Consider the following 20,045-nt stretch of genomic DNA (forward strand, 5'->3'; position numbering starts at 1 on the left):
AACATGGCGGCGGGCCGCAAGGGTCAGCGCCTGGACCATGCCAGCCAGCGCGCCGACAACCGCTTCCAAAATGAGGTGAAACGGGTTCGCCGGTAGGCGTCTCCGGCCATCTTTATGCCTTGTGCCTGCGTCGGGAAGGGATGGATGACGTCGGCCAGCGCGTGCAGTCCCATACCGGATTTGATGGCGAGCGACACCGCATTGATCATCTCGCCGGCATGGCTGGCGACGACCGTGGCACCCAGAATGCGGTCGGACCCTTCCTTGACGTGGATTTTGACAAAACCCTCTTCCTCGCCGTCCATGACCGCACGCGCGACGTCGTGCATCAGCACCGTATAGGTCTTGACCGGGATGCCATCCTGGCGCGCCTGTGCCGGATAGAGGCCGACATGCGCGATTTCCGGATCGGTATAGGTGCACCACGGCACGATCAGCTCGCTCACCCTCTTGCGCCCGAGGAACAGGGCGTTCTGCACGACGATGCGGGCCGTTGCCTCCGCGATGTGGGTGAATTTGTAGTCGAGGCAGACATCGCCCGCCGCATAGACGCGCGGATTTGTGGTCCTCAGATAATCGTCCACCTTGATGCCGTCGGCATCGTATGCCACCCCGGCGTTTTCCAGATCGAGGCCGTCGACATTGGGCGAACGGCCGATGCCGGTGATGATTTCGTCGACGGAAATCGTCGTCGTGTCGTCGTCCCGCAGCAGGTCGGCGAGCTTCTTGCCGCCTGCCGTCCGCACCGCCACGACCTCGGTGTTGAGGCGAACCTCGACCCCTTCGCGCGCCAGCGCATCCGAAAGGACCTGGGCGGCGTCGCGTTCCTCGCCGGGCAGGAACATCGGGTCCCGCTGGGCCAGGATGACTTTCGCGCCCAGCAGGCAGAAGGCCTGCGCCGCCTCGCAACCGAGCGGTCCACCGCCGATGACCAGAAGCCGTGGCGGGCAGGCCGTGAGGTTGAACACGGTCTCGTTGTTGAGATAACCGGTTTCAGCCAGCCCAGGAATCGCCGGCAGGCTCGCACTGGCGCCTGTCGCGACCAGCGCCTTCATGAAACGCAGCGTCTTGCCGGCGACGATGACCGCGTCTGGTCCGGCAAACCGCGCGTCGCCGAAAAAGACATCGATGCCTTCCGACGCGATCCTCGCGGCCGAATCGGCGCGGCTTATCCGCTGCCGGATTTGCCGCATCCGCCTCATGGCCCGCTGGAAGTCGACGTGAAGACGGTCCGGCGTGTCGCCGCCAAAACTTTCGGCATCGCGCATATCGGCATAGAGCCTGGCCGTGCGGATGACCGACTTGGACGGAATGCAGCCGACATTGACGCAGGCGCCGCCGATCAGGTTGCGCTCGATCAGCGCGACCTTTGCGCCGAGGCCGGCCGCGTCGCGGGCGGCGGTCAGCCCGGCCGGCCCGGCGCCGATGACGACGAGGTTGTAGGGACCGTCCGGCTCAGGGTTCTTCCAGTGCGGTGGATGGGCGTGCTGGATCAGCTCGACGTCATTGCGGTCGACAGGGAAGGCGGCAGTCCGGTCACGGGCCATCGCCGTCATCCCTCGACAGCCATCCACCCGTGAAGCCCGCCTTGCGCAAGCCGCGACGGATGTGCTGGTTGGACCGCATCAACTTCCAGACCAGGCGCGAGCGGTGGTTCTCGATCATCATCACCACAATGCCCTGGTCCAGGCCGTAGTGGCCTTGCGACACCCAGCCGTTGCGGCCGAATTTTCGCCGGTTCGCCAGCGTCGGATTGAAGCCGCTCGGCAGCCGAAAATTGTCGATCACCTCGGGGTAGCGATCCCCGAGATGGCGCAATGCCGCGAGGCAGAGATCAGGCGCGAAAGGCAGCGACGCCGGGTAGGACCATGGGGCAATCGTCCCGTCATCCGGCCCGAACGGCGCGCCACGCGCGGCATAGCCGGAAAACCGGCGACGCTGCCGCGCCACGCTGGTGCGAAAGCCGCCCGGCCCGTCGCCTGCCGAAAGTCCCCACAGGTTCTCGTCGTAGCCGTCATAGCCATAGGGGTTGTGCCGCGCATAGTCGCGGTGGAGGTAGGTCGCGCGGCGGCTGTTTTCGAAATAGTCCGAATTCTTCTCGCGCATGAAAGCGTCGCGAATGCCGGCGAAATCGATCCAGGCATGCGAGAATTGGTGCATGAACAGCGGTCCGCCATAGAGCACGTCGTAGCCGTAGATGTTTTCCCACTGGTAGGTCGCCGTCCATCCGGTGTAGCTGTCGTCCGAAGTCGGGCTGTCGGGCGAGGCCATCGACAGCACATAGAGGATCGTCGCTTCGTTGTAACCTTCCCAGCCATAGTGGAGAAAGCCGCTCTTCGGCTTCCAGCCCTGCCGCAAGGTTGGACTGCTGCCTTGCGCCCATCGCCAGTCGACACGCCGGTAGAGTGCTTCGGCCAGCTGCCGGATTTCGGCTTCCTCGTCATCGTCACCGGAGAAATAGGCGCCCGCCACCAGCACGCCGGCGATCAGCAATGCGGTATCCACCATCGACAGTTCGCAGCGCCAGACGCGCAGGCCGGTCCGCATGTCGAGGAAGTGGTAGTAGAAGCCTTTGTGGCCGGTGACGTCGTCGCCATTGCCTTGCGTGGAGGTCCAGAAGAAGCGCAGTGCCGCAAGCGTCAGCTTCACCGCCGCCTCGCGTGTCATCCAGCGGCGCTCGACGCCGATCGGATAGCAGGACAGGGCGAAACCGACGACCGCGATGCTGGCCGGTGAATTCGGCCGCGACGTATCGGCGACCAACCCGTTTTCGGGGTTCACGTTCTCCAGGAAATAGTCGAAGGCCGCACGCTGGTAGCGATCCAGAAGCTCGTCATCGGACAGTGCGGCGGGTTCGGCTCTAAGCAAACGAAGCAAGCTCCAGCCTGACGGCCATAGCCTTCGCCGGTCGCATGGCGATGGCAAGCCCCTGGGAGCTTGTCGAATTTGCCGAACTGTCACTCCGTGTCATGGCTTTCCCATATCTTCTTGGGTCATCGTTGATTCGGGCGTTGGCAATCATACGCGTGTCACGCTGCCTTCGTTGCCCCCGTCACGCAGAATTGTAGCTGCATCCGCGGACGCGGGGAATATTCCTGCGGATGGCGCAGCCACCCATCACCGGCGAAAACAAGCCGATCGGAGCGAAGGCTGTCTTGCCGCAATGAGGCGCGGGGCAGTTCGGCGAAGCTTCTATCGGTCCGCTTGGTGCTGGAAGAACTGCAGGAACAGTTCCCGCTCTGTGGTGATGTCGAGTTTTTCGTAGATGCGGCGGCGATGGTTCTTGACGGTTCCGACGGTGATACCGAGGCGCTCGGCGATGTTCGCCGTCGGGTGGCCGGCCAGGATCAGCTGAACCAACTCCCGCTCGCGCAGCGACAGCTCCGGCCACAGGCTTGCCGGGATGGTCGGCTCCTGCCGGGGCGAGGCGCCGGGGCCGGTCGGCGCCGAGGTGCGGGAGAACACGGTTCCGCGCGCCTTGATGTCGAGCGCATGCAACGCCTCGAACACCGGCAGCCGTTCGTCCAGCAGGGCGATCTCGCTGTCCTTGAATGCGGTGGCCGAGCGGTCGAGGAAAATGCCGAGGCACCAGTCGCCGCCATCGGCCAGCATGATGCCGACCTCGTCGCAGATTTCCGACTGCGCCAGGAAGCCGGCAATGTACTGGCCGCGCTTGGCCGCGTCGTCGGCAAGCCGCTTCAGCGGCATGATACCGAGCCTGCGCTCGCGCCGCCACGACGCGTAGAAGGGGTCGAAGACATAGTAGCTGGCGAGGTAGCGCTGCACCATCTCGTCCGAAAAGCGCCGGTGCTTGACGAATTCGGGTGTCTGCGTCGCCGAATAGCGCGTCACGGTGACGAGGTCGTGCGCGATATCCGCGCCGATCAGGTCGATCAGGCAGTCGACATGCCTGTCCGTGCCGGTGGCGGCGATTGCTTTGGCGAGCGGCGCCCAGATGGTCCCCATGCGCATGCCCTTTTCTCGGCGATGTCGGCCAGGCCGTCATTGTGTCTTTAGGCATATGGCGCGAAGCCACCCGCCGAATCTAGCCTAGGGACAACTTAGACCACATCCCGAGGCGACCGTGACCCAGCCCAACCTCACCGGCCCCATCGTTGGCAATTCGCCGATCATTGGCAATCCAATCGTCATCGGTATCGACGCCGGCGGCACCATGACCGACACGATCCTTGTCGATCAGGACGGCCACTTCAAGATCGGCAAGTCGGCGACCACGCCGAAGAACGAAGCCGAAGGTTTCCTCGCCTCGGCCGAGGACGCGGCGGATGCCTGGGGCATCTCGCTGGAACAGCTGTTTTCCGGCGTCAACGTCGTGCTCTATTCCGGCACTGGCATGCTCAACACGCTGCTGTCGCGCACCGGGCGCCGGCTCGGCCTGATCACCACCAAGGGCCTCGAGGACATGATCCTGATGGGCCGTGGCCTGCAGGCCTGGGCCGACTATTCCTATGCCGACCGGCTGCATGCGGTGACCCACCATCATCCCGACCCGCTGGTGCCGCGCCGCCGCACCCATGGCGTGACCGAACGCATCGACCAGTTCGGCGACATCGTGCTGCCGCTCTACGAGCATGAGGTTTCCGCCGCTGCAAGAAAACTGATCGCCGACAAGGTCGAGGCGATCTGCATCATGACGATCTTCTCGCACGTCAATCCGGTGCACGAGAAGCGCATCGCCAAGATCTGCCGCGAGGAGATCGCAAAAGCTGGCGCCGAAATCACCGTCTACACAAGCCACGAGGTTCGTCCGGTCATCCGCGAACAGTCGCGGCTAAACTCGGTGCTGATCGAGGCCTACGCCACCTCACGGGGCCGCAAACAGCTCAAGGGGATCGAAGACGTTTCGAAGAAATACGGCTTCAAATACGGCGTTCAGACGCTGCTCTCCTTCGGCGGCCTGACCTCGATCAATCATCCGCGCCTGCATGAAACCATGATTTCAGGCCCGATCGGCGGCATCCTGGGTGCGGCCTATGTCGGCAAGCTGATCGGCAACGACTCGCTGATCTGCTCGGACATGGGCGGCACTTCCTTCGACATGGGCGTCATCACGCGCGGCCAGACGCGGATCGAGAACGAGCCGCTGATGGACCGTTTCAAGCTCAACGTGCCGACGCTGCATCTCGACACCATCGGTGCGGGCGCCGGCATGATCCTCAAGGTCGATCCGCTGACCAAGAAGGTCTCGCTCGGGCCGGAAAGCGCTGGCTCCGATCCTGGCCCGATCTGCTTCGCCAGGGGCGGTACCGAGCCGACCATCGCCGATTGCGACGCCATCCTGGGGCGGCTGAACCCGTATTACTTCCTCGGCGGCAAGGTCGTGCTGCAGGTCGAGAAGGCTAGGGCAGCTTTCGAGGAGAAGTGCGCCCGCGTGCTCGGCGTTGGCGTCGAGGAGGCCGCCGAAGGCATGATCGACATGCTGGAAGCCGACGCCAACAACGCGCTGCGCCGCGTCATCTCCGGCCAGGGCATCCATCCCTCCGAGTTCACGCTGCTTTCCTACGGTGGTTCGGGTCCGCTGCACCTGGCCGGCTGCTCCAGGGGCATCGGCTTTAAGGACATCATCACCTTCCAGTTCGCCGCCGCCTTCTCGGCTTTCGGATGCACCACCGCCGATTTCATGCGCCGCCATTCGGTGTCGACGCAGCACGACATCCCCTCGCGCGCCGACGAGGCGACGCTTGCCGCTTTCGGCGCCAAGGTCACCACGGTCTGGAACGATCTGACCAAGGCGGCGGTCGACGAGATGATCGCCGACGGCCACGCGCGCGAAAAGATCAGGACCGTGCCGTTCCTGATGATGCGCTACACCGGCCAGCTCGAGGACGTCGAAGTGATGGCGCCGCTTGCCGAGGTCAATTCGGCTGACGACATGCGCAAGGTGCTCGACGAGTTCGAGGCGGTCTACGCCAAGGTCAACCATCGCGTGTCGCGCTATGGCGAAGCCGGCTTCACCATCACCGAACTCGGGCTGATCGCCACCGCCGACAAGGTCAAGCCGGTGCTGCTCAAGCGGCCGCTCGGTGCCTCCAATCCGGCTGCCGCCCACAAGGGTGTGCGCGAGGCCTATATCGGTGGCCGCTGGCACAAGGCCAATCTCTACGAGATGGATCTCCTGCAGCCCGGCCATGAGGTGATCGGCCCGGCCATCATCGAACATCCCGCCACGACGCTCGTCGTTCATCCGCAAGATCGCGTCCATGTCGATGAATGGACGCTGCTGCACTACACCCACGCTTGAGAGGGCGACCGCCATGTTGGACAAACCTGCCTCGGCCCTGCGCCTTCGCGAAAGACTGCTCGATTCCCAGCGGCTGATGGAAGAGACCGGCTGCTATGACGGCATCACGGAACTCACGCTGCGCAACCAGGATCCGCTGAAATTCGAGACGCTGCACACCAAGCTGCGCGCCTATTGCGTCTCGGCTCGCGAAATGGCCCGCCGCATCTCGGCTTCGCCCGGCGTGCGCGAGGTCGGCGAGATGGTGGTGGCGATCTACACGCCTGAGGGCGATGCCATCGCGCTCTCCAACGGCATCATGGTGCATGTCCACACGATGAGCCGCTTCATCAAGTGGATGATCAAGAAGAACTACGAGGAAAACCCGCGCATCCGCGAAGGCGACATCTTCGCCAACAACGACGCCTTCATCGGTACCGTGCAGGTGCCCGACGTGATGGACGTGGTGCCGATCTTCCATGAAGGCACGCTGGTCGGCTGGGCCGGTGCGGTCTGCCACGAGCTCGAAGCCGGCGGCATCACGCCCGGCGGCGACGTCTGCCTGGCGCAGGAGCGCTTCACCGAAGGCCTGTTCGTCTGCGCCGAGAAGATCGGAGAGAACGACGAGATCCGCCGCGACTATGTCATCCGCTGCGAGCGCAATCTGCGCATGCCGATCTACTGGGTGCTGGACGAAAAGGCCAAGGTCGCCTCCTGCATCGACATGCGCGAAAGCGTCAAGCAGCTGATCTCCGAGATCGGCCTCGACTACTGGATGAAGGTGTCGAAGGAGTTCATCGAGGAAGGCCGCCGCGCCCAGCTTGCCCGGACCCGCCAGCTCACCGTGCCCGGCATCTATCGCGGCCACACCTTCTATGGCCACGTCACAGCAGGCAAGCCCGGCTTCCAGCTGCTCGGCGATCCGGACTGGCTCTACAACATCCCGATCGAGATGGAGATCACCACCGACGGCAAGATCACCATGGACTTCGAGGGCACCCAGCCCTGGGGCTACCATTCGATGAACTGCACGCCGGCCGGCATGGACGGCGGCATGTTCGTGACCTTGACCCAGCACATGAATTTCGAAGGCCTGGTCAATGACGGCGCCTGGATGGCGACAGAGCTGAAACTGCCGCACGGCACCTGGACCAACCCCGACAATGAGATGGTGGCGACTGCCACCTCATGGGCGCTGCTGCTGCCCGCCTATGGCGTGTTCCAGCGGCTGCTGTCGCGCAGCTTCATTGCCCGTGGTTTCGTCGAGGAGGCGTTCGTCGGCCAGGTCAACAGCCCGATGATCGAGATGGGCGGCGAAAGCCAGTACGGCACGCCGTTCGGCATGGCGCATTTCGAATGCGCCGCGGCCGGTTCCGGTGCGCTCGCCATCAAGGATGGCCTCGACACCGCCTATGTCGGCTGGAACCCGGAATCCGACATGGGCAACATCGAGGTCTGGGAACAGTCGATGCCGATGGTCTATATCGGCCGTTCGATCGTGCCGAATTCCGGCGGTGCCGGCAAATATCGCGGCGGCTGTTCCTTCGTCTCGACCTGGCTGATCAACAAGACCCCGCATCTGCGGCTCCACACCTCGGAGCACTCTTCGCGTGTGTTCGACAATGGCGGCACGTGCGGCGGCTATCCGGCACCGACCTGTCAGAAGCACCGCGCGGTGCGCAATTCCAACATCCATGAACTGGCGGCCAGGGGCGAACCGCTGGCGCATGCGCCAGGCATCGACCCGCATATGTCGGACTACGAGAAAAACATTGGCGGCGACCATGTCGTGGTCGAAGGCCCCTACATCACCTCGCCGCACAAGGAGGGCGACATCTTCAGCCATTCCTACAATGGCGGCGGCGGCTATGGCGACGTGCTGGAGCGCGATCCGATCAAGACGGCATGGGATGTCGAGAATGGCTTTCTCACCCGCGAAGCGGCGGACCAGGTTTTCGGCATCGTGCTGAAGGATGATGAAGACGGTTATCCCAAGGCCGATATCGATGCGACCGTGACGCGTCGCGCCGCCATGCGCAAGGAGCGCCTGGCGAAGGCAATCCCGGTGGCGGACTGGATCGCGGCCGAGCGTGGCCGGGTCGAAAAGGCCGACTTCGCGCCCGAGGTGAAGAAAATGTACGCCAGCGCGATCAAGCTGTCGTCGCGCTTCACCAAGGATTTCAGTGATTTCTGGAACGTCGACGCCAGATCGATCTTCACGCCGGGAGCAAAGCCATGACCTCGTACAGCAAGGAAGTCATCCGCGATCTGGCTGCTGGCCAGCTGCCCTGGCCGCAGACCCGGCGCATCATGAGCGCCTACAAGGACGATGATCGCTTCTTCAAGATGGTCGCGGTCTATCAGGACCGCGTCGCCTGGAAAGATCCAATCCTGCTGCCGGTCTCGGATCATCTCTTCATCTGCCAGAGCGGCGATGAGCGCATCACCCGCTGCGAGTGCGGCCACTCCTTCGGTGACTATCGCAAGAACTGGAAGCTCAACGCCGCGATTAACGTGCGCAACACCGAGCAATCGCTGCGCGAGATCTATCCGAACAGCGATCTTCCCGATCCCGAATGGATGGAAATCCGCGAATTCATCTGCCCGCAATGCGGCACCTTGCACGAGGTCGAGGCGGCGGCGCCGGGCTATCCGATCGTGCATGATTTCGAACCCGATCTCGAAGGTTTCTATCACGAATGGCTGGGCAAACCACTCCAGGGAACCTGATGTTGTGAACCGCGTCGCTGGCAAGGTAGCTTGGTTGCCCGCACCGAATTGTCTGGAGACCATGCCTGATGACGAACCTTTCCGGCCGCAGCGCGATCATCACTGGCGGGTTTTCCGGAATGGGCTTTGCCATTGCCACGGCACTGGCTGAGTCTGGCGCCAATGTCGCCGTCGGCTCCTACATCGCGCCCGCCGGCGCCGACAAATCCGATGCCGCCTATTATCCCAGCGCCGGCGAAATCGAACGCGTGCGCGCGGCTTTTGCCGCCCATGGCACCAGGGTTCACGCCGCCCATCTCGATGTCCGCGACAGCGACGTCACCAACCGATTCGTGGCGGAAGCCGAAGCCGCTATCGGCCCCGCCGACATATTGGTCAACGCCGCCGGCACCACCGCCGAGCAGCCGGTCTGCGGCCACTCCGACGCGCTGTGGGACAAGATCGTCGACACCAATCTGACTGGCGCCTTCCGCGTCACCCGTGCCGTGCTGCCGGGCATGATCGAACGCGGCTGGGGCCGTATCGTCAACATAGGCTCGACCGCCGCCTCCGTCGGCTGGAAGGACAACCCGGCCTATTGCGCTTCCAAGGCCGGCCTGCTCGGCCTGACCCGCTGCGTGGCGCTCGAAGGGGCGGCGCATGGCGTCACCTGTGTCATGATCAGTCCGACCTGGGTCGAGACCGAACTGATGCGCCGCAATGTGGCGCAGGTGGTCGAGCGCGAAGGCAAGGGGCGAACGGCGGAGCAAGCAATGGCTGAAATCGCCAACGGCAACCCGCAGCAGCGCCTCCTGCAGCCACAGGAGATCGCCGCTCTCGCCGTTTTCCTGTGCTCGGATCTGGCCAAGGGCATCACCATGGAAAACATACAGATCACCGGCGGAGCACTGTGGTAGCGCCGATCCAGGCAATTGTAGCCTGATCTCGGCAATCGCCTCGCTGTAAGACAAGGTGACCGGATTTGCCATTGAGCGCAGGGCGCGATAGGTTATATTGCACTGCACAATGGAGACGCCGTTTATTGCACGCCCTTGTTTGCGGATATGCCGGTTGGCCCATGGCCTGCCGGCCTTGGGTCGCGCCGGCGGGACTCTGACATGAAGATTCCAAAGTCCCTGCTGGTCGATCCCGAGAAGAATTCGGTCTATGGCAGTTTTGCCGTGGCCGTCTCGATCTGGGCGTTTTCCTATTCGGTCATTTTTGGCCAGATCCTGATCCTCGCCTACTATGCGGTCTGGCTGCCGCTCATCCTGGTTGACTACCGGCGGTTCCTGCGGCACCTGTCCAGTGCCTGGCTGCCGCTGCTGTTTGCCGCCTATGTCTGCCTCTCGGTCTTCTGGTCGCAGGCGCCCGGCATCACCGCGAGGACGTCGATCCAGTATTTTTCCCATATTGCCTGCGCCTACGTCGCGGCGCGCACCGTCAGCGTGCGCACATTGACCATAGGCGCCCTGATCGGGATATTCGTCGTCCTGCTCTATTCGCTGCGGGTCGGAAACTATTCCGAGGACGTTCTCGACGGCACCTACAACTTCGTCGGCGCTTTCGCCTCCAAGAACCAGATTGGCTTTGTCGCCTCGCTCGGCATCTATTTCTGCGTCGTATTCCTTGCTTTTTACAGGCGCGGCTGGCGGAGCGTCATCCTGGCGGTGCCTATCGTGCTGTTGTCGGCCTATCTGCTGGTCATTGCGCATTCCGCCACCTCGATGGCCTCGATACCGGCGGTCCTGGCGTTGGTGGCGCTTCTTACCATGAGCAAGCTGCTGTCGCGGCGCTATCGCCGGGTGATTTTCCTGATCGGCGCCGGCCTGCTGGTCGTGGTTGCCTTCGTCGCCTTGAATCTCGGGCTGATGGACTTCGTCCTTGGCCTTTTCGGCAAGGATTCGACGCTCACCGGACGAACCTATCTGTGGGAGCAGGGCTGGAACGCCGTGCAGAAGGCGCCAATTCTCGGCCTCGGCTATGCCGCCTATTGGGTGCAGGGCTTCGCGGAAGCCGAGCGGCTGTGGAACGAATTCTACATCACCACCCGCACCGGCTTCCACTTCCACAACACCTATATCGAAGCCCTTGTCGAACTGGGCTTCGTCGGAGCGACGCTGGTCTCGCTGATCATGCTGCGCACGCTCTACGGCCACGTCTCGGCGGTGATCTTCAGGGCATGGCAAGCGGATTCCGTGATCCTCTTCGGCGTGATGGTGCTGCTCCTGATCCGCTCGTTCGTCGAGGTCGAGATTCTCAACCCCTACATCATGGGCTCCTTCCTGATGTATTTCAGCTTCTTCAAGCTGGCGCGGCTGCCGGTCACCCGCACCCGGTGGAGTCCCGCCTTCGAGCCCGCGGAGGCGGCGAAGAGAGAGGCTGCCTGGCCCAGGCATGTCAGTGGCCCGGCGGCCGCCAACCCATCCTGAGCCAGTGCATGACGCTCGAGAGTGCGCAGCGGGTTTTGAGACAAGGACTGGCATAAAAACAAAGACTTGAAGCGTGTCGTATGAATCCCTTCAAACGCGACGCGCTTTATCGTTTCACAGCCTGAAGCGGGCCAAAGGAGGCTTCGCCTGGGAGCCTTCACCCAGGCAGGCCTGGCGCAAGGCGGGATCCATCCCTGGCGGGAAGGATTGAAACGCCGGATCGTGCAGGGGTTCCGGGGTCTGCTGGCTAGAACAATTCCAGGAAAAGTATGAAACGGTTTTCACGGGAAAAGCGCGTAGCGCTTTCCCTTAGGGAATTGCGTTAAAACAAAGAGTTAGGGCAGTTCGCCGTTTGCGTGAAACGGTGAACTGCTGGAGGGGTCTACTGGCTGGGGGTCTACTGGCTGGTCAGCGGCGCCAGCTTGACCTTGATCACGTCGCCGGGCAGCACCGGCGTATCTTCCTTCGCCGAGATTTCGCTGCTCTTGCCGTCGACGACCCGCACCAGTGCGTAGAGCAGGCTGGATTGCTGGTCGGTTTCGCTGGCGACTCTCATCGAGGGGTCGCTGGCCTGGGCCATCAGGCCTTTCTGCATATTCACCTTGAGCCCGGCCTCGTTGAGGTCGGCTTCGGTCTGTTGCCGGTCGGTGGCGAGATTTGAACTCAAGGTGTTCTGGGCATCGATGGCATCCTGCGTCGCCTTGCTGATCGCCTGCTTGGCGGTGAGGATGGCCGTTTCGTAGTCCAGGATCTTGCCCTGCAGGTCAGCGACGGACTGCCGCGAATCCAGCAGCCGGGCGTTGGCGATCAGGCCTTTCTGAGCCAGCGGGCCGATGCTGGTGAGCTGCTGTTGTGCCAGGTCGACCTGCTGCTGCTGGTTGACGATCTTCTTCTGCAGCGATTCGATCTCGGACTGCAAAACCCCCTTCAGATCGCTGAGCGCCTCAAGTTTCAGCTTCAGCGCCTTTTGGTCGGACGTCAGGATCGTCATCTCGTCGGCGACGATGGCTGGCAACCGCGGATCGCCCTCGGCCTCCTTCGGCACCTCGAAACTCGCTTTGCCGGCCATATCGGCGTCGATGCGGGCGCGCTTGACGAGCAGCCGAATGCGCTGGTCGTCAGAGATATCGAAATTGCCCTTGGCGGTGACCAGGTCCTTGCCGAGCTGCGGGCCGTAGTCGGCGCTTCGCCTGATGCCACCGGCGACGCTGATGGCCTTCAGCACTGTCAGCTCGGGCACATAGGGAAATTGGCCGGGGTTCTGGACTTCGCCCGAAATGTAGAATGGCCGGTACTGCGCCATTTCGACAGAGGCTTCCGGCTTGTCCGACAGAGCGAGCTTGCGCTGCAATGCCTGGCCTATCGCCGTGGCGATTTCGGACGTGGTCTTGCCGGACGCCGGAAGCTCGCCCACAAACGGCACCGACAGCGTGCCGGAAGGGCCAACCGTGTACTCGCCATTCACAGCCGACCAGTCACGGAATGTGCCTTCGACCGTCTGCCATTCGGCAACGCGGATGGTGAGCTTGTCCTGCGATCCGAGACGGTATTCGTCGGCGGCGGCCATGTGGGGGATGACCAGCGACATGGCAACGCAGGCGGCCAGCAAACGCGCCCGCCGCAGCCGGCCAGAAACCGGGCCGCTGCGAAGGGCTACAAAGATATCTGTTTTCAACTGAACGTTCCGATCCGCTTTAGCCCCATCGCCCGATGATGCTTGCCGCGAAAGCCTGGCATCGCGGCGGTCAGTAAGAACCGCGTGACATCCAGACGGCAGGGACAGTCTTGATGATGATGCGAACGTCCTCGAACAGCGACCAGTTTTCGACATAGTGGCGATCGAAGGCGACGCGGCTGTCATAAGAGACATCGTTGCGGCCGCTGACCTGCCACAGGCCGGTCAGGCCCGGACGGGATTTCAGATAGTAGACGGCGGAGGTGCCATAGATCTCAAGCTCGTCGCGCACGACCGGACGAGGACCGACAAGGCTCATGTCGCCCTGCAGGATGTTGATGATCTGCGGAAGCTCATCGAGGCTGAGTTTCCTCAGGACCGCTCCGACGCGGGTGACGCGCGGATCGTTCTTCAGCTTGCGGGTCGCCACCCATTCCGCGTTGGCGTCCGGGTTGGTGGCGAGATAAGCGGCCAGCACCTTGTCGCCATCGGGAACCATGGTGCGGAACTTCAGGCACGGAAAAATCCGTCCGCCGCGCCCGATTCGCCTGTGGCCGTAGAAAATCGATCCGCCGTCGGAAAGTTTGACGAGCAGAGCGATCATAACAAACAGCGGGCTGAGAGCGATCAAGCCAATCAGTGATCCGGTGATATCGAAGCTGCGTTTGAGCAGGCCGCCGATCGGCGGCGGAAAATCAATGTCGACCTGCGAAAAGCCCGCTGTGGCCGACTTGGCTACGTCCCTCATGCCGTAAACTCCATGCGTGAACGAATGGTTCGCCGCAAGATACCAAAAAAATGTTGCAGCGCAACACACAATTTACCAACCGGTTGAAATAGTCGCGTCATGAATTGACTAAATAATAAGCTAGCCATGCACAAATTTCGGGATATTTAGCACATTTGTGACAATAAATGGGCAAGGCCCGAAAAATAAGGGCCTTTTTGGGGCGGTTCTTAGGCGGGCTGTCCTATGGGGTAGGGCACGGAGCATATTAGTGCTTTAGCTGAGCTCGATACTCAAGGCGAATCCCGTAAAATACTACTTAATATTGTTTCTTTTACTCAAGAATGGCGACCATTGGAGGTCGGTTCAAATCCCTTTGCGTGCATTGCAGCATGACCGAATCGATCGCAAAATCTCAATCAAAAATATCCGGAGTTGCCCTTGCCGCCTACTGCTCGCCTTAATAGAATTGCAAATTATACCTGTCACAGTGGCGACAGGTAGAAAAGGCCGGAAGCAACCGGCCGAGAGCGGGCGACCTTAACAAGCCCGCATGACAAGGGACGGCGCTCGGGTGGGGCAATCGTTATATAGACCCGAGCCGGTTTATGGGCTGTTGGGTATGGCGCTTCCAAAATTCATCGTCGGGATGCTTTTCGCTCTTGCGATCGTCGTTGCCTGGTCATGGCTAGGCGGCGCGTCCATGGGCACGACGCTGATCCGCGTCATCATCTGCGCAATTATCATTCAGGCGGGCTACTTCGTGCTCGTCTATGCCATGATCGCCAGGAGCCCGCCGACGCCGGCCGATATGGCTCGCGACGCGGAGAGAAAGCTGAATGCGCCCGAGGTGGCCGAAGGCGAGAAGCTGGGCAGTGCCAGGCGAAGCCTGCACTAGGCTGTGTCGATGTTCAGGTGATGCCGGCCTGCAAACGGCGGCGTCCTGCGCTTCCGGTGCTCACGTACATTAAAGTACGCTCCGCTCCGGTTCTCGGACCCCACCGTTTTCGACTCGGCCTGACCTGAATCTCAACAGATCCTAACCCACCGACACTCACGCAACGTTAGCGGGCTGGCTCTCGGACTGCTCGCCCAAAAGCATCCGCGACAATCGGCTGCCGGCTTTTTCCTTCAGCCGCTGATACTGCCCGACTTCGACGACACGGCCGTTTTCCATCGCCACCACCCAGTCGGCGAAAGCGATCATCGACGGCCGGTGCGCAATGGTCAGGATCGTCATCGTGCCGCGCAATCCGTCAATCGATTTGGCGATCAGCGACTGATTCTGCCAGTCGAGCGCGCTGGTGGCCTCGTCCAGGATGAGCAGGGACGGCTTACGCAGCAGCGCGCGCGCAAGCGCAATGCGCTGGCGTTCGCCGCCCGAAAGCCGCACGCCGCGGTCGCCGACCACCGTCTCGAGCCTGGTGTCGAGCCGTTCGACGAATTCGCCGGCGTGCGCCGAGCGCAGCGCGGTCCACAGATCGTCATCGCTGGCTTGCGGCGCGGCAAGGCGCAGGTTCGCTGCGATCGTGTCATGCAGCAGGAACACATCCTGCGGCACATAGGCGACCTGGTCGCGCCAGCGGCGGCGGTTGCCTGCATCGATCTCGACGCCATCGACGCGCATCGTGCCGGCGGTCGGCTCGAGCAGGCCGAGCAGCATGTCGGCGATCGTGCTCTTGCCCGAGCCGGAGGGACCGATCAGGGCTGTGACCTTGCCGGCCGGAAGGCCGAAGGTGATGTCCTTGACGACCATCTTGGCGGGGTCGTCGCCATAACCGAAGCAGACGTCCCTGATGTTGAGCCCGGTTGACAGCGACAGTTTGCCGCCTTCGCCGGCTTCGGCATCGCCCGGCTCGCGCTCGGCGTCGAAACGCGCCTGCAGGCTGCGCATCGCCGTATAGGCGGGCAGGTTGATCAAGACCTGCTGGGCCTGCGTCTGCATGTCCATGAAGCGCGGCGCGATGCGCATGAAAACCAGGAGCAGCACGACGATCTCAGGCAGCGACAGGTTGAAGCGGACCAGCGCCACATAGATGAACAGGCTCAAGCCAACAACGCTGGCCACCTGGAACACCGCCGTGCCGATCGTGCTGTTGCGCACATAGTCGACGTTGTCGGCCTTCATCTTTTCGAGCGTCGCTTGCAGTTGCGCGAAATAGGTCGCCTCGACGTTCAGGCTCTTGGCCACCTTGATGCCGCCGAGGAATTCCGAGACCGTCCGGTACTGATCCTGGCGATTGGCGGTCAGAACCCGGCCAAAGGCGGTGGCCCGCGATCGAAACGGCTGCAGCGCCACGAACATCACGATGCCGACGACGACGGCAAACAACGTCATCACCGGCGAGATGAACACCGAAACCAGCAGATAGCCGGCCAGAAGCACGGCGATCTGCACCAGCATCAACAGCGAGAAGGCAGCGCCCTGGACGCGGTCGATATCGCCGGTCAGCGCATGGTCGAGGTCGGAACTGCGCATGCGCGTGAACACGCCCCAGCGTGCCTTGCCGATGCTCTCGAACAGGTTCATGCGCACGCGGTTGATGAAATCGAACAGCAGTTTGGCCATGTAGACCGACTTGAAGCGGTTGAACGCCGCCTGCACGGCAACAAGCCCGACAAGCAGGCAAAGCACCGTCGTCAGCTGCAGCGTTCCGTCCGGGACCAGCCAGCGCACGAAATCATTGTTCGGCAACTTGACCGCAAAGTCCTGGTCGGCGCGTCCGACCAGATGCAGCAGCGGCACCAGCAGCAGGATGGAGATGCCTTCGGTCAGGCTGCCGAGGATCAGGAAGAACAGCGCCGTCCAGGTTCGCCGCCCGCCGATCTGGGCAATGACGGCGCCGAATGCGGCAACGTCCCGAAACAGCGACAGGCGAAGGATTGAGGGCTTCGACATGATTGCGCTCACGACCGCCAACGACCAGTGGCCAGATCCCTTTCGATCAAGTCCACGGCCTCGCCGATCCTGTCGAGGCCCGTCGGAACTTCAAGGCGGCGAACGCCGACATGGTCCGCCAGCCGCGCGCATTGCCGAAGATGCACTTCTGCAAGATCGCTGGGCAGGGCCGCGCGGCCGAACCGCGTCACATAGGAGAATTTTATGATGGCCGGCAGGGCGGCGATGCCGGGCAACGGCGTGATGGCGGCCTTTTCGCCGCGCTTGAGGATATAGATCCGGGTCGCAGGCACATTGTTGCCGGAAAAGGCGCCATTCAGGCGATGCTGCATCTTGTCGATTGCTGGATGCACTTGCGGCCGCACCTCGGCTTCTCCGAGCGAGATCGCTGCCGCAGCGTCGGCCGCCAGCTTGATCTGCGGAAAACCCGGAACGATCATCGGCTCACCCGGATTGGCGAGATCCAGCGCCACCACGTCATCGGTAAGCAGGTCATGTCCGGCCCGGATCATCGCGCTTGCCGTCGTCGACTTGCCGGCGCCCTTGTCGCCCATGAAGATGGCGCTCGTTCCGGCGACGGCAATGGCACTGGCGTGCAGGACGAGCAGGCCGCGCCGGTGCAGCAGCAGCGCCATCACCGGACCCAGCAACGGAAAGGCGATCAGCGTGTCGTCGACGCCGGGCGCCGGCTCGACGTCGATGCGGCAGCCATCGCTGATCAGGAATGCGCCGACGGCATGCCATGCGAGATATTGCCGGTCCGGCTCGAAGCGAAACTCGGTCGCGGCGTCCGACGAGGGTTTTGGCAGGTCGATCGGGCCGACGGCGATGACGACGTCCGCCGCCCCCGGCGTTGCCCGCTCCAGTTCGGGCAACGTCACCTCGGACGCGATGGTCAGGCCGTAGGCGCGATAGAAGCGGCGCTCTCTCACAATCCGGCCATGCGGACGGGGATGATCACTGTATGCGGCGAGCTGCTCGTTGCGCGGCATCATGCGGGTCTCCCGCTGTGCTGGAGCTGCCGCAGCCACAGCGACAGCGATGCCGAGCGCCAGACATACTGGACATCCAAAGGCGCCGGTCGATCGGGCTGGCGCAACAGCCGCGCATAGGCAGCACTCACCTGTGGCAGATTGACGTAGGGCGCGATGCGGCTCGCATCCGAGATCAGCAGCTGTTCCAAGAGGTCGCGGTGGTTGCGCAGCATGCCGTTGACGAGATTGGCGGTGAAATCGATTTTGTCGCGCCGCCATTGAACGGCTGCCGGCAACACGCCTTCCATGGCGCGACGCAGCACATAGCGGCCGAAGCCGTGGCTGAGCTTTTCCTCGCCGGGCAGGCCCAGGCAGAACTCGACCAGCGGCTTGTCCCAGAACGGATAGCGCGGCTCGACGCCAAAATTGGCGGCGGCCTTGTCGAGAACCTCGAAGGCATGCGGGACATAACCGTTCGACAGGATCCAGCGATGGCTCAAGGCGTCGCTGGCCTGGACGCCGGGCGGCATATATCCGGCCCGGTGAAATCGGTTGACAAGCTCGGTTCGCCTGGCGAGGTCCGGATTGATCAGGTCGCGCCAGCCGCCGCCGCGCGGCGCCTGCGCCGGCCTGCGTATCCTGCTCAGGACGCGGTTCGCCATTTGTCTCAGCTTCGCGATCCGCCAGGCCGGCCCGTAGAGGGTCAGGAACTGGAAATACAGGCCCAGCGTGCTGTCGCCGTAGGTGTCGGAGGCGCTGCGCACCTCACGCCACAAATCCATCCATCTGCCGGCATTGGCAAGTTCATGGAGATGGCCATGGCCTTGTGAAACGACCTCGTCGCCGCCATGGCCGTCCAGCAGCACCTTGATGCCCTTGGCGCCGGCAGTCCGGTAGATGCCACGGGTCAGCGTCAGGCCCGGCGCCAGGAACGTCCCTTCCTGTTCTTCAAGCACCCGTTCGAATTCGGCGAATGGCGCATAATTGCCGACTGGAATCAGTGTTCCGTCGACCTTCTGCTGATCCAGCACGGCGTCGATGAACGGGCGCTCGTCCATCGACGAGCCCGTCTCGAAAATCAGCGAGAAGGTGGGCAGCCTCGGCTTGTGCTCGGCGGCGTTTTGCAGGCCGGCAACACAGGCGATCGAGGAGGAATCGAGGCCACCGCTCAGCATCGCGCCGACCGCGGAGGTTCCGCGCATGCGGTTGCGCACCGATTGCGAGAACAGATGGGCGAATTCTTCGGGCGCATCCGACCGCATCGGTCGGGCCGACGGCTCGATCTGCCAGTAGCGGCGTAGCACCACCTGTTGGCCGGTGACGGTCAGGCTGTGGCGCGCCGGCAAGGCGAAGATGTCGGTGTAGGGTGTGGCCTGCGGGTCGTCGGGAAGCCCGGCCAGAAACCCCGAGATCTGGTGCTCGCTGACATGTCTGCCGACGCCTTCGACGCCGAGAATCGGGCCGATCTCCGAGGCAAAGACAAAACGCCGGTCCGCCGCGTGGTAGTAGAACGGTTTGACCCCGAAATGGTCGCGCGCGCAAAACAGGAGCTGTCGCTCGGCATCCCAGATGGCGAAGGCGAAATCGCCTTGCAGATGCACGGGGCAGGCTTCGCCCCAACGCAGATAGGCCCGCATCAGCAAGGTCGCATCGGCGACCGATCTGTCGCGAATGCCCAGCCTGGAGAGCAGCTCGTCGCGGTTATCCAGCCGGCAATCGGCGGTGATGGCGAGCTTGTCGTCGGCCATCGTCAGCGGACCGGGGCCGGATTCATCGGTGGTGTTGAGCCAGGCGTGGCCAAGCGCGATGCCGGTGTCGAGCCACCACGAATTTCCATCGGGGCCACGATGGCGCATGCGCGCCAGCATCTGCTGGATGTCGGCGGCTGCGACCGCCGGGGGGTGCCCCTGTCGAAGCAGGATTCCGGCCACGCCGCTCATCGGCTGCCGTGGTCGACCAGATGGGCGAAACCGTCGATCGATCCGCCAAGCACGATATGATTGTCGCTGACCAGCCAGGCATGCGCCTTGAGTTGCTCGCCCGTGCCGCGTTCGATGCCGATGCGTATCTTCGAGGCATTGCCCTGTCGAGCAAGTATGTATTGACCCGAAAGCGCCTGGGTCAGGCACGTGGCGTAGGGAACGAAACGGGCCGCCGCGGCAACCCCCCAGGCGACCCGCCGCAGTTCGCCCATGCTGGCGCATTGTCGCGCGTCGTGCCGCGTCACCAGGCTGCGAACACGGTTGTAGGACAACAGTGTGAGCCCCACCCGAACCGCCGCGACCACCAGCAGGCAGCGGCCAAGGAAGACCATTTCCGAGCCGCTCAGGGAGAGAATCCCAAACAGGTTTCGCCGGCCTTGCCGGCGCTTTCTCTGCTGGGGGCTCC

At 62.9% G+C, this 20,045-nt stretch carries 15 protein-coding genes; 6 read left to right on the forward strand and 9 right to left on the reverse strand.

Features of this window, described 5'->3' with window-relative positions; genetic code table 11:
• Positions 1-23 precede the first annotated feature (23 nt).
• The 3 genes from HNQ71_RS14720 to HNQ71_RS14730 form a co-directional block, all read right to left on the reverse strand.
• On the reverse strand, positions 24-1,547 hold the full coding sequence (locus HNQ71_RS14720; RefSeq protein ID WP_184873237.1) for a mercuric reductase: 1,524 nt from the start codon (positions 1,545-1,547) through the stop codon (positions 24-26).
• Positions 1,537-2,868 (reverse strand): glucoamylase family protein, encoded by a 1,332-nt coding sequence (locus tag HNQ71_RS14725; protein ID WP_184873238.1) that lies wholly within the window; start codon positions 2,866-2,868, stop codon positions 1,537-1,539. Before HNQ71_RS14725 ends, HNQ71_RS14720 begins: the two co-directional genes overlap by 11 nt.
• Positions 2,869-3,192: 324 nt before the next feature.
• Positions 3,193-3,972, reverse strand: a complete 780-nt coding sequence (locus tag HNQ71_RS14730; RefSeq protein ID WP_184873239.1) for a helix-turn-helix transcriptional regulator — start codon at positions 3,970-3,972, stop codon at positions 3,193-3,195.
• 160 nt (positions 3,973-4,132) lie between these two features.
• On the opposite strand from HNQ71_RS14730, the gene HNQ71_RS14735 reads away from it, so the two are divergent.
• The 5 genes from HNQ71_RS14735 to HNQ71_RS14755 all read left to right on the forward strand — a co-directional run bounded on the left by HNQ71_RS14735 (position 4,133) and on the right by HNQ71_RS14755 (position 11,382).
• Complete coding sequence (locus HNQ71_RS14735) at positions 4,133-6,262, forward strand: hydantoinase/oxoprolinase family protein (protein ID WP_184873360.1); 2,130 nt, start codon at positions 4,133-4,135, stop codon at positions 6,260-6,262.
• A gap of 13 nt (positions 6,263-6,275) precedes the next feature.
• Positions 6,276-8,480 carry a hydantoinase B/oxoprolinase family protein gene (locus HNQ71_RS14740; RefSeq protein ID WP_184873240.1) on the forward strand — a complete coding sequence of 735 codons (2,205 nt, stop codon included), beginning with the start codon at positions 6,276-6,278 and terminating at the stop codon, positions 8,478-8,480.
• On the forward strand, positions 8,477-8,971 hold the full coding sequence (locus HNQ71_RS14745; RefSeq protein ID WP_184873241.1) for an acetone carboxylase subunit gamma: 495 nt from the start codon (positions 8,477-8,479) through the stop codon (positions 8,969-8,971). Before HNQ71_RS14740 ends, HNQ71_RS14745 begins: the two co-directional genes overlap by 4 nt.
• 68 nt (positions 8,972-9,039) lie before the next feature.
• Positions 9,040-9,867: an SDR family NAD(P)-dependent oxidoreductase gene (locus HNQ71_RS14750; protein ID WP_184873242.1), complete on the forward strand. Its 828-nt coding sequence runs from the start codon at positions 9,040-9,042 to the stop codon at positions 9,865-9,867.
• Between the two features lie 201 nt (positions 9,868-10,068).
• Positions 10,069-11,382 carry an O-antigen ligase family protein gene (locus HNQ71_RS14755; RefSeq protein WP_184873243.1) on the forward strand — a complete coding sequence of 438 codons (1,314 nt, stop codon included), beginning with the start codon at positions 10,069-10,071 and terminating at the stop codon, positions 11,380-11,382.
• A gap of 397 nt (positions 11,383-11,779) precedes the next feature.
• Here HNQ71_RS14755 and HNQ71_RS14760 read toward each other — a convergent pair whose 3' ends face one another.
• Positions 11,780-13,045 carry a polysaccharide biosynthesis/export family protein gene (locus tag HNQ71_RS14760; protein ID WP_425492215.1) on the reverse strand — a complete coding sequence of 422 codons (1,266 nt, stop codon included), beginning with the start codon at positions 13,043-13,045 and terminating at the stop codon, positions 11,780-11,782.
• Positions 13,046-13,127: 82 nt separating this feature from the next.
• On the reverse strand, positions 13,128-13,805 hold the full coding sequence (locus HNQ71_RS14765) for a sugar transferase (RefSeq protein WP_184873244.1): 678 nt from the start codon (positions 13,803-13,805) through the stop codon (positions 13,128-13,130).
• Positions 13,806-14,487: 682 nt separating this feature from the next.
• On the opposite strand from HNQ71_RS14765, the gene HNQ71_RS14770 reads away from it, so the two are divergent.
• Positions 14,488-14,682: an exopolysaccharide production repressor exox gene (locus HNQ71_RS14770; protein WP_246461522.1), complete on the forward strand. Its 195-nt coding sequence runs from the start codon at positions 14,488-14,490 to the stop codon at positions 14,680-14,682.
• 156 nt (positions 14,683-14,838) lie between these two features.
• Here HNQ71_RS14770 and HNQ71_RS14775 read toward each other — a convergent pair whose 3' ends face one another.
• The 4 genes from HNQ71_RS14775 to HNQ71_RS14790 are packed head-to-tail and all read right to left on the reverse strand — an operon-like array spanning position 14,839 to position 19,971.
• Positions 14,839-16,683 (reverse strand): ABC transporter ATP-binding protein, encoded by a 1,845-nt coding sequence (locus HNQ71_RS14775; protein ID WP_184873246.1) that lies wholly within the window; start codon positions 16,681-16,683, stop codon positions 14,839-14,841.
• 8 nt (positions 16,684-16,691) lie between these two features.
• Positions 16,692-17,678: a phosphoenolpyruvate carboxykinase (ATP) gene (locus HNQ71_RS14780; protein ID WP_184873247.1), complete on the reverse strand. Its 987-nt coding sequence runs from the start codon at positions 17,676-17,678 to the stop codon at positions 16,692-16,694.
• Complete coding sequence (locus tag HNQ71_RS14785; RefSeq protein ID WP_184873248.1) at positions 17,675-19,597, reverse strand: lasso peptide isopeptide bond-forming cyclase; 1,923 nt, start codon at positions 19,595-19,597, stop codon at positions 17,675-17,677. The genes HNQ71_RS14780 and HNQ71_RS14785 overlap by 4 nt, the downstream gene beginning before the upstream one ends.
• A complete protein-coding gene (locus HNQ71_RS14790) occupies positions 19,594-19,971 on the reverse strand; it encodes a lasso peptide biosynthesis B2 protein (protein WP_246461524.1) in 378 nt (125 codons plus the stop codon). The genes HNQ71_RS14785 and HNQ71_RS14790 overlap by 4 nt, the downstream gene beginning before the upstream one ends.
• Positions 19,972-20,045 lie beyond the last annotated feature (74 nt).

Origin of the sequence: Mesorhizobium sangaii, from assembly GCF_014207355.1 — a bacterium.
GTDB lineage: Bacteria > Pseudomonadota > Alphaproteobacteria > Rhizobiales > Rhizobiaceae > Mesorhizobium > Mesorhizobium sangaii.